The sequence below is a fragment of the Shigella sp. SIG6 genome, from assembly GCF_053555815.1.
In genome coordinates this window covers 1-9,405 of the sequence record NZ_JBQZXC010000130.1, presented here as the reverse complement: position 1 = coordinate 9,405, position 9,405 = coordinate 1, and the positions used below count along the sequence as shown (strand labels likewise).

Annotated in this window: 12 protein-coding genes; 4 read left to right on the top strand and 8 right to left on the bottom strand. The window is 50.9% G+C overall.

Features of this window, described 5'->3' with window-relative positions; genetic code table 11:
- The first annotated feature begins 15 nt into the window (after positions 1–15).
- Entirely contained in the window at positions 16–639 is a 624-nt protein-coding gene (gene rcsA, locus ACUU1M_RS16725; protein WP_000103994.1) for a transcriptional regulator RcsA, read from the top strand.
- 43 nt (positions 640–682) lie between these two features.
- On the opposite strand, the gene dsrB is transcribed toward rcsA, so the two are convergent.
- Positions 683–871, bottom strand: coding sequence for a protein DsrB (gene dsrB / locus ACUU1M_RS16720; protein WP_000867216.1), 189 nt, complete (start codon positions 869–871; stop codon positions 683–685).
- Positions 872–1,033: 162 nt separating this feature from the next.
- On the opposite strand from dsrB, the gene yodD reads away from it, so the two are divergent.
- A complete protein-coding gene (gene yodD / locus ACUU1M_RS16715; protein ID WP_005048789.1) occupies positions 1,034–1,261 on the top strand; it encodes a peroxide/acid resistance protein YodD in 228 nt (75 codons plus the stop codon).
- A gap of 297 nt (positions 1,262–1,558) precedes the next feature.
- Positions 1,559–2,374, top strand: coding sequence for a mannosyl-3-phosphoglycerate phosphatase-related protein (locus tag ACUU1M_RS16710; RefSeq protein ID WP_152029018.1), 816 nt, complete (start codon positions 1,559–1,561; stop codon positions 2,372–2,374).
- On the opposite strand, the gene dgcQ is transcribed toward ACUU1M_RS16710, so the two are convergent.
- The 3 genes from dgcQ to ACUU1M_RS16695 form a co-directional block, all read right to left on the bottom strand.
- Positions 2,371–4,065: a cellulose biosynthesis regulator diguanylate cyclase DgcQ gene (gene dgcQ, locus ACUU1M_RS16705; RefSeq protein ID WP_094185444.1), complete on the bottom strand. Its 1,695-nt coding sequence runs from the start codon at positions 4,063–4,065 to the stop codon at positions 2,371–2,373. The two genes, ACUU1M_RS16710 and dgcQ, sit on opposite strands and share 4 nt — an antisense overlap.
- Positions 4,066–4,235: 170 nt before the next feature.
- Positions 4,236–4,418 (bottom strand): YodC family protein, encoded by a 183-nt coding sequence (locus ACUU1M_RS16700; protein ID WP_000009302.1) that lies wholly within the window; start codon positions 4,416–4,418, stop codon positions 4,236–4,238.
- Positions 4,419–4,496: 78 nt separating this feature from the next.
- Entirely contained in the window at positions 4,497–5,414 is a 918-nt protein-coding gene (locus ACUU1M_RS16695) for a DUF808 domain-containing protein (protein WP_000922688.1), read from the bottom strand.
- A 172-nt stretch (positions 5,415–5,586) separates the two neighbouring features.
- On the opposite strand from ACUU1M_RS16695, the gene yedA reads away from it, so the two are divergent.
- Complete coding sequence (yedA, locus tag ACUU1M_RS16690) at positions 5,587–6,507, top strand: drug/metabolite exporter YedA (protein ID WP_001212209.1); 921 nt, start codon at positions 5,587–5,589, stop codon at positions 6,505–6,507.
- Here yedA and vsr read toward each other — a convergent pair.
- From vsr to drpB, 4 genes are all read right to left on the bottom strand, one after another.
- Positions 6,496–6,966, bottom strand: coding sequence for a VSPR family DNA mismatch endonuclease (gene vsr, locus ACUU1M_RS16685; RefSeq protein WP_000228689.1), 471 nt, complete (start codon positions 6,964–6,966; stop codon positions 6,496–6,498). The two genes, yedA and vsr, sit on opposite strands and share 12 nt — an antisense overlap.
- Positions 6,947–8,365 carry a DNA-cytosine methyltransferase gene (gene dcm / locus ACUU1M_RS16680; protein WP_001157215.1) on the bottom strand — a complete coding sequence of 473 codons (1,419 nt, stop codon included), beginning with the start codon at positions 8,363–8,365 and terminating at the stop codon, positions 6,947–6,949. Before dcm ends, vsr begins: the two co-directional genes overlap by 20 nt.
- A gap of 66 nt (positions 8,366–8,431) precedes the next feature.
- Positions 8,432–9,127 (bottom strand): phosphohydrolase, encoded by a 696-nt coding sequence (locus ACUU1M_RS16675; protein ID WP_152029019.1) that lies wholly within the window; start codon positions 9,125–9,127, stop codon positions 8,432–8,434.
- Between the two features lie 39 nt (positions 9,128–9,166).
- Positions 9,167–9,405 (bottom strand): cell division protein DrpB (gene drpB / locus ACUU1M_RS16670; RefSeq protein WP_449144166.1); only part of this gene is annotated, 239 nt, incomplete at its 5' end.

Here is a 9,405-nt window from a genome sequence, read left to right as displayed (position 1 = left end):
GAGTGAGGGTATGCCATGTCAACGATTATTATGGATTTATGTAGTTACACCCGACTAGGTTTAACCGGGTATCTGTTGAGTAGAGGGGTTAAAAAAAGAGAAATCAACGACATTGAAACCGTTGATGACCTTGCCATAGCTTGTGATTCACAGCGTCCTTCAGTGGTGTTTATTAATGAGGACTGTTTCATCCACGATGCTTCTAACAGTCAGCGCATCAAGCACATCATTAATCAACATCCCAATACGTTATTTATCGTTTTTATGGCAATTGCCAATGTTCATTTTGATGAATATCTATTGGTCAGAAAAAATTTATTGATCAGTTCTAAATCGATTAAACCGGAATCTCTCGACGATATCCTTGGCGATATTCTGAAAAAAGAGACAACGATAACCTCGTTTTTAAATATGCCGACGTTATCATTGAGCCGAACCGAATCGAGTATGTTGCGAATGTGGATGGCAGGTCAGGGAACCATTCAAATCTCCGACCAAATGAATATCAAAGCCAAGACCGTTTCATCGCATAAAGGTAATATTAAACGTAAGATCAAAACGCATAATAAACAGGTTATCTACCATGTCGTCCGACTGACGGATAATGTGACTAATGGTATTTTTGTCAACATGCGCTAACACATTCTGACTGGTGGTTTCCCACCAGTCAGGCTGAATAAGATTACTCTGCTTTCTCAACAAAGATACCGTCCTGATGCCCTGCTTCATTAAAGAACCAGATGCCGAGCGGGTAGTCTTCCAGCGCAACCAGGTACATTGTGCCTTCACTAAACTCCTCAACTGCCAGTACCACTCCAGGACGACGCGGACCGCCATCCGTTTTGACTGTTACCCGATCATTCACCTTCATCGTTTTCCTCCTGTGGCTTTGTGCCAGTGTAGAACAATTTCGTTTTTCTGGCAGCGCCAAGCGCGCGCGAGTGCTGATTTTCTCGACGGTCTATACTTAAGAGATGCCAAGCGGACTTAACGACTGGCGGCAACAACAGAGTAACGGTTGCGAGGAAAGATGATGAAAACCGCAAAAGTGTACAGCGATACCGCAAAACGTGAGGTCAGCGTCGATGTCGATGCCCTGCTGGCGGCGATCAATGAAATTAGCGAAAGCGAAGTTCATCGCAGCCAGAACGATTCTGAACACGTTAGCGTCGATGGACGTGAATATCATACATGGCGTGAATTGGCGGATGCCTTCGAACTGGATATTCATGACTTCAGCGTCTCTGAAGTGAATCGTTGAATGCACAATAAAAAAATCCCGACCCTGAGGGTGTCGGGATGAAACTTGCTTAAGCAAGAAGCACTTAAAAAATTCGTTACACCAGGAAATCTGATGTGTTCATCACCTTATCTGCAATTTTTTTCGCTGACAAGAAAATATTCGCGCTATGAATGATTAACGCTACTTATGAATAGAAATGTGACGCGCGTCACCCCTTGGTGGCTCTGGTGTCAACGGGATCGCTCCCGAAAAAATCATCTTTGATTATTTGTGCTGTTTTGAGAATCATCCTGGTAAGGGGAGTACTGCGCGACCATGTTTTCAATTCAACAACCACTACTGGTTTTTAGCGATCTTGATGGCACCCTGCTGGACAGTCATAGTTATGACTGGCAACCGGCAGCCCCCTGGCTCAGCCGTTTACACGAAGCCAATATTCCCGTCATTCTCTGTAGCAGTAAAACTTCAGCGGAAATGCTGTACTTGCAAAAAATGTTGGGGCTACAAGGCTTACCGCTGATTGCAGAGAATGGCGCAGTGATCCAGCTTGCTGAACAATGGCAGGATATAGACGGTTTTCCACGCATCATCTCAGGTATTAGCCATGGCGAAATCTGCCAGGTTTTAAATACGCTACGCGAGAAAGAACATTTTAAATTCACGACTTTTGATGATGTCGACGATGCAACCATTGCCGAATGGACGGGATTAAGCCGTAGCTATGCGGCGCTGACGCAGCTGCATGAGGCGTCGGTAACGCTAATCTGGCGCGACAGTGACGAGCGTATGGCACAATTTATCGCTCGTCTGAACGAACTGGGCTTACAGTTTATGCAGGGTGCGCGCTTCTGGCACGTACTGGATGCCTCTGCCGGAAAAGATCAGGCTGCCAACTGGATTATCGCGACCTATCAACAATTGTCAGGCAGACGCCCAACCACACTTGGCCTGGGCGATGGGCCAAACGATGCGCCTTTACTGGAGGTAATGGATTACGCGGTGATTGTGAAAGGGCTAAACCGTGAAGGGGTACATCTGCATGATGAGGATCCGGCCCGCGTCTGGCGAACGCAGCGTGAAGGACCGGAAGGCTGGCGTGAAGGGCTGGACCATTTTTTCTCCGCCCGTTAAGCGTTATCGCTCGCGAATACCCGATTGCGCCCCGCCTGTTTTGCGAGGTAAAGCCGACGGTCGGCCAATGACTGGAGTTGTTCAAAATCATAATCACCGGTTTCCTCGCTGCTACTTACCCCCAGCGAGGCACTGATGCGTATCGTTGTACTCTTGGCGATCAGCATCTCTTTTTCATTTAACTTCAGGCGAATACGTTCTGCGACCTCCGCAGCCTGCGTCAGATTCGCGCCTGGCAGAATCACACAAAACTCCTCACCACCGACCCGCCCGGCAACGTCCTGCGCACGCAAGGAACTGCTAATTAATCCGGCAGCATGAGAAAGAACACGGTCGCCCGCCTGATGACCAAAGCGGTCATTAATCGCTTTAAAATGGTCAAGATCGACCTGAATGACAGAAAAAGGATGTTGGTGCGTCTGACACAATTTAGCGAGCGGACGGGCTTTTTCGAACAGTGCGCCACGGTTATATAAACGCGTTAAGGTGTCGTGCCACGCCTGCCACTGCAACGAGCTTTGCAGAACATACATGTTGCTGACCATCCGGCGAATCACATACCAGGAGAGGAGTAACATGGTGGTAAAGAGCGCCCACAGCAGGGTTAATGCAATGCTGATACTGCCGAAATCGCCGCGCACGCCTTCGCTTAGCGTATGGACGCGCACCAGCACACCGTCGAAATGGTCCAGACGTTCCCAGCTAACATAGCGACTGTCCATACGAATGCCGCCCCGCGTGTCATGTTCCATTGCCTGCGCCAGCAAGGCCAGTTCACGAGGATCAAAAATATTCCCTGTTGGATGGTCAGGATTGGAAGAGGTCAAAAATCTCAGCTTACTGTCATAGAGCTGATACTCACCATCGAGGTTTTTATCGATGGCGTTTCTTAAAAATTGCTGCATAGTACGCACGGGAATACTCATCCCCAGCACGCCATACCAGTAGTTATTACTGTCTACCGGAACACTGACGGTAACCTGCGGTTCAGTATTGCTGGCGTGTTCCGGTTGCGAAGTGAACCAGCGTACCGCGCGGTGACGATTTTCTCGTTGCGAATGGCCGATAAACCAGGGTTGGGTAACATAGCCGTAATAACGCGTTGGTACATTGCGTGTAAACAAGGTCGGCTGCGTCGAAACGTAAAATCCAGCACGCGAGACATACATCGCCTGTTCAACCATCGACGAGGAGTTGTGCGCCAGTCGCAGCAAGTAACCAACTTCCAGTGCAGCGGTAATTTCATTGTCGAGGCTTTCATTTTCGCGAGACAGGAAATTCCCCTCGCTGACTAATGCATCCGATACGCCATTGACTGGCAGGGTGCGCCGTCGGTTGAGTTCGATTTGCCAGGCGTGCTCGTCGCGATGCTGTTCGAACTCGGTTACGGCATTACGCAGAGAGGTGAAATCCAGTGGCGCCACGAGAGCTTCGCGCATGCCATTACGCAAAAAGATCAGTTTGTCGACGTTATACTGCAAATGCTTATCGAGCGCGTTGGCTACGTTTTCCAGATGATTACGCTGGCTGGAGATATAGGCATCTTCCAGCACCACCACTTCACGCCAGGTGAGCAAGGTGGAAAAAAGCAATACCACGATAAAGCAGAGATTAACGACATGACCGGGCCCCAGGCGGCGTGCGAGTTTTTTCAACCAGCTCTGGTTCTCCATTTTTGTCTCGTGCTGCACCCTGACGACTCCCAACCTGCTTTTTTATGATTCTGGCATAACCCGGCAATAGCGTACCGCAAAACAGCGATAATTTTATAATGGTGGCATGATAAGACGCGACTATCATTCATTGCAGGCATTGGGACACCAGGCCGGATGTGATCCGGCCTGGTGTTAATGATACCCTTTCAAACTTCTTCCGCAGAACGACTCCCCTCCCCCGGAACAAGATCGGTTTCATGAAAAGCTTCCCGCTTGACCCCGTAACCGTCATACCAACGACACTCAACCATACCGCTGGAGTATCCAGTGACAATCATCCGCGGGCCGCCCTCTTTAACCGTAACTTCCTCACTAACCATAAAGCTCATACTCGCCTCCTTTTTTCGAGTGAAACTTGTTCACCTTAGTTGAAGATGGCGAATTTTGCATAATAGCCAGTGCGAGTATTAATGTGCCTGACCGCGCATTTTCGCTACTGCTTTCACTCCCAGCACCACGATGCCGCCGATGATAAATCCAAGAATCAGATTTAAAACAGTCGGTAATATCATCGCCACCACTGCACTTTGCTGCCCGGCGATATGTTCAATCGCGTGATGCAGCGGCGCAATACCATGTACCACAATCCCGCCGCCGACGAGGAACATCGCCAGCGTGCCGACAATCGATAATGCTTTCATCAGCCAAGGCGCGATAATCAATAACCCTTTACCTAATGCCTGCATCAGCGCGCTGGATTTTTCCGCCAGCCAATACCCTAGGTCATCAATCTTAACGATAACCCCTACCAGACCGTAGACGCCCACGGTCACTACCAGCGCGATGCCTGAAAGCACCAGCACCTGATTAAGCAACGGCGCCTCTGCCACAATCCCCAGCGTGATGGCGACGATTTCCGCAGACAAAATAAAATCGGTACGAATCGCCCCTTTAATTTTGTCCTTTTCAAACTTCAGCGGATCCTGCGCCGCCAGCTTCTCCAGACGCTGCTGGCTCTGCGCTGGATCTTCTTTATGTTTACGCGCCTCCAGCATATGCAGCACTTTCTCTACCCCTTCAAAGCAGAGAAACGCGCCACCAATCATCAACAGTGGCGTAATCGCCCACGGGATAAACGCACTGATGATCAGCGCCAGCGGCACCAGAATCACTTTATTGATCAGCGATCCTTTCGCCACGCCCCAGACCACGGGAAGTTCCCGGTTGGCCCGCACGCCTGAAACTTGTTGCGCATTGAGCGATAAATCATCCCCTAATACACCGGCGGTTTTCTTCGCCGCCAGTTTGCCCATCACAGAGATATCGTCCAGCAGTGTGGCGATATCATCGAGCAACGTCAGTAAACTACTCCCGGCCAAAAGCATTCCCTCTCATTTTTATTGTTGAAGGGTGTAAGTATGAAGCAAAAACGGCAGCTCTGATACTTGCTTCACAGGTCAACATTTATTTAACAATCAAGTGCAATTATATCTCTCGCCAGCAGAATGATTTTCACGTTTACTATGAACCACCTTTTTATTTCCGCCGTGAGGGATTATGCGTTTCCGCCAGTTGTTACCGCTTTTTGGCGCGCTGTTTGCGTTGTATATCATTTGGGGCTCAACCTATTTTGTCATTCGGATTGGCGTGGAAAGCTGGCCTCCGTTAATGATGGCGGGCATTCGATTCCTGGCAGCCGGTATTTTATTGCTGGCATTTTTGCTACTGCGCGGACACAAACTTCCCCCGCTACGTCCGCTGCTCAATGCCGCGCTGATTGGCCTGTTATTGCTGGCTGTCGGTAATGGCATGGTGACGGTTGCCGAACATCAAAATGTTCCTTCCGGCATCGCCGCCGTAGTGATTGCAACCGTGCCCCTCTTTACCCTGTGCTTCAGTCGCCTGTTTGGCATTAAAACGCGCAAACTGGAATGGGTGGGTATTGCCATTGGGCTTGCCGGAATCATCATGCTCAATAGCGGTGGAAATTTAAGCGGCAATCCGTGGGGCGCGATTCTGATTTTAATCGGCTCGATTAGCTGGGCGTTTGGCTCAGTTTATGGCTCGCGCATTACCTTACCTGTAGGGATGATGGCGGGTGCGATTGAGATGCTGGCGGCAGGCGTGGTGTTAATGATCGCATCGATGATTGCGGGTGAAAAACTGACGGCGCTCCCTTCCCTGTCAGGCTTCCTTGCGGTCGGCTATCTGGCGCTGTTTGGTTCGATTATCGCCATTAACGCTTATATGTATTTAATCCGTAATGTCAGTCCGGCTCTCGCCACCAGCTACGCCTACGTTAACCCGGTGGTCGCGGTCTTGCTGGGTACGGGACTGGGTGGCGAAACGCTGTCGAAGATTGAATGGCTGGCGCTCGGCGTAATTGTTTTCGCGGTGGTACTGGTCACGTTGGGAAAATATCTCTTCCCAGCCAAACCCGTTGTCGCACCAGTTATTCAGGATGCATCAAGCGAGTAAATGAATCCCCTGCGTGTCGATCTGCGCGCTGGCACCTTCGCCGCAGATCCACTCTTCCAGACGCTCGGTAAGCGCCGCATCCGTCAGCTTCTCGCGCCTACGTAACGCACACTCCCAGACAATCAGTACGCGCCAGCCGAGCTCCTGCAAGCGACTGATATCGCGGCGATCGCGTTCAACATTTTTACCTATCTTCTCCAGCCAGGACTCAGTTCGAGTCGCAGGCACTTTAAACAGATAGCAGTGATGATGATGCCAGAAGCAGCCGTGGGTAAATATCACGCAGCGATATTCATCAACGACAAAATCCGGGCGTCCGGGCAGACTGGCGTCCTGAACGCGAAACGCAAGGCCCTGCCCGGTTAACAAACTGGCGAGGCGCTTCTCAATCGCCGTATCACGCGTGGCAATCGCGCGCATATTTTTGCTGCGGGTGGCCTTATCGTGAACGTCGACCATGTTGTGCCTCTTGCTGACGCAACGCCACCGCTTGTTTGATTTTTGGCTCAAGCAGTTTTGCCACCGCGGCAAAGACCGGCACGACCACCGAGTTGCCGAACTGGCGATAGGCCTGAGTGTCCGAAACCGGAATGCGGAATTTCGCTTCTCCCGGCGCTTCAAAACCCATTAAGCGCGCGCATTCACGAGGCGTTAACCGACGTGGACGATGTTGCTGATTCAGCGGATCGTCAAAGTCTTTCTCACCCGTGGCCATATCCCAACCGCGATCGATTAAAATTTCCGCGCCATCTTTGTAATAACGAGCAGACAGCGTACGGGTGACGCTTTGCGGATTGTTCGGATAAACCATTCCATAACCGAAGCCGTTACCGCGCGCCTGATGTTTTTTCGCATATCGATAGAGGTACTTCCACAGCACCGGCGTCAGGATATATTTCGCCTCAACCATCGGGTCCAGCAGCTGCGCCAGCGTCACTCGCTGTGCAGGGAAACATTCGCTGATATCACGCAGAGTAAAATCGGCTTTCAGATTCAGATCGCGACGAAAACCCACCAGCACGATGCGTTCACGGTGCTGCGGCAGGAAATGTTTACCATCGATGATTTTCGGATCGTCCGGCCCGTTATCTTCTGCATCGGCAACGTCATAGCCCAGTTCGTCCAGCGTCTGCATGATGATGCGGAACGTTTTTCCCTTATCGTGACTCTTCAGGTTTTTGACGTTTTCGAGCACAAACATCGCCGGACGACGCGCGTCGATAATGCGCACCACATCAAAGAACAGCGTGCCCTGGGTATCGCAGGCAAAACCGTGCGCCCGCCCGAGCGAGTTCTTTTTCGATACGCCAGCCAGCGAAAATGGCTGACAAGGGAAACCGGCCAGTAAAACATCGTGTTCAGGAATGTGTTGACGAATATGTTCCGCCGCCGCCTCATCACTCACGCCTTCTTGATGACTGAGGGTGATGTCGCGGATATCTTCATTAAAATGATGCGTCGCCGGGTCGCAATAATGGTTGGCTTTATAAGTGCGTACCGCATGTTTGTTCCATTCGCTGGTAAACACGCACTGTCCACCAATCGATTCAAAACCACGACGGATGCCGCCAATTCCGGCAAATAGATCGATAAAGCGAAACGCATAATGCGGATGATGTTCCGGTGGTTTGGGTAACAACGTTTGCAGATGGGCAAACTCTTTCTCACTTAAACGGTGCCATGCCGAGTCATTCGCCAGCGCACGTTTTAAAATTGCCGCGCTCCAGTGATTCTCACCCACACCATTAAGCTGCGCCACCAGCATTTTAACATCATAAATTTGCAGCAGTTTCTCCAGCATTGCCTGTGCGGCATTCCCGGTGCTGTATGAATCGGTTACTGATATATTTTCCTGCATAGATTTAACCGGCCATCTGAGATGGCCGACAGGTTAACATAATTACTGCCGTTTAGGGCCACGCGCTCAGCCAGCGGGTGAAAACGCATCTATCACCTTGTGATCGATACCTTCATCCTCCCCCGCCAGTTCGGCACCGAGCTTCGCCATAAACTCGACTAAAAATTGCGCGTTGTGCTGTGCCAGCTGCTTGCCTCTTGCGGTTTGCATGGTTTGCGGTAATTTCAGTAACTTTGTCTGGAAATGATCCAGCGCGTAGCGTTTATCATCAAGCGGGCGATGCTGTGCGAACGGATCTTCGCCATCAAACAGCGCCAAGCCCAATGCCCCTGAAACGGCAAATACGCGCGCCAGGCCAATCGCCCCCAGGGCTTCCAGCCGATCCGCATCCTGGACGATTTTAGCTTCCGTTGTTAAGGGGGCGATTTGCGCGCTGAAACTGTGAGCGGCAATGGCATGACAAACGGCCTCAATTTTCTCCGCCGGAAATTGCACGAACTCTTCACGGAGCAGGCGACGCGTCTCTTCTGCCGCCAGGATTGAAGAACGCTGCCGTTGCGGATGATTTTTTGCCAGGCTCACGATATCGTGAAAATAACAGGCGGTTAAAATCACCAGCATATCGACATCGTCATCTGCCGCCAGTTTCTGTGCCGTAGCCCAGACACGGCGAAAATGACACAGGTCATGCGCCGCGTCCTGATGTTGATGATGGTTTTTCAACCAGTTCTCGAACTGTGCCTGCCAGTGTTGTAACTCCATACGCGCTCCGTTGCCAAAGAGTCGCAACCTTAGCAGTTTTTATTCATAGCGTCTGCAACGTGCGGGACGAGGTCGGGTGTACCATGCAATGCCGCCTAACAAGGCACCAACCAGGGCCATAAACAGAAATCCGACCAATGCTCCTAACCACTTCCCCGCGGTAGATCCTAAATCACTTTCAAATCCCGACACGGGGGCATCGGGGATCCGGCTCATCACCCAGATGTATCGCGCCATTGCCCAGACGAAATAGCCACACCATGTATAGAAAGCCCACA

Excerpts from the sequence above, each read along its gene's own strand:
- rcsA (WP_000103994.1), top strand. The coding sequence starts at position 16 with ATGTCAACGATTATTATGGATTTATGTAGTTACACCCGACTAGGTTTA.
- dsrB (WP_000867216.1), bottom strand. The coding sequence starts at position 871 with ATGAAGGTGAATGATCGGGTAACAGTCAAAACGGATGGCGGTCCGCGT.
- yodD (WP_005048789.1), top strand. The coding sequence starts at position 1,034 with ATGAAAACCGCAAAAGTGTACAGCGATACCGCAAAACGTGAGGTCAGC.
- ACUU1M_RS16710 (WP_152029018.1), top strand. The coding sequence starts at position 1,559 with ATGTTTTCAATTCAACAACCACTACTGGTTTTTAGCGATCTTGATGGC.
- ACUU1M_RS16700 (WP_000009302.1), bottom strand. The coding sequence starts at position 4,418 with ATGAGCTTTATGGTTAGTGAGGAAGTTACGGTTAAAGAGGGCGGCCCG.
- ACUU1M_RS16695 (WP_000922688.1), bottom strand. The coding sequence starts at position 5,414 with ATGCTTTTGGCCGGGAGTAGTTTACTGACGTTGCTCGATGATATCGCC.
- yedA (WP_001212209.1), top strand. The coding sequence starts at position 5,587 with ATGCGTTTCCGCCAGTTGTTACCGCTTTTTGGCGCGCTGTTTGCGTTG.
- vsr (WP_000228689.1), bottom strand. The coding sequence starts at position 6,966 with ATGGTCGACGTTCACGATAAGGCCACCCGCAGCAAAAATATGCGCGCG.
- dcm (WP_001157215.1), bottom strand. The coding sequence starts at position 8,365 with ATGCAGGAAAATATATCAGTAACCGATTCATACAGCACCGGGAATGCC.
- ACUU1M_RS16675 (WP_152029019.1), bottom strand. The coding sequence starts at position 9,127 with ATGGAGTTACAACACTGGCAGGCACAGTTCGAGAACTGGTTGAAAAAC.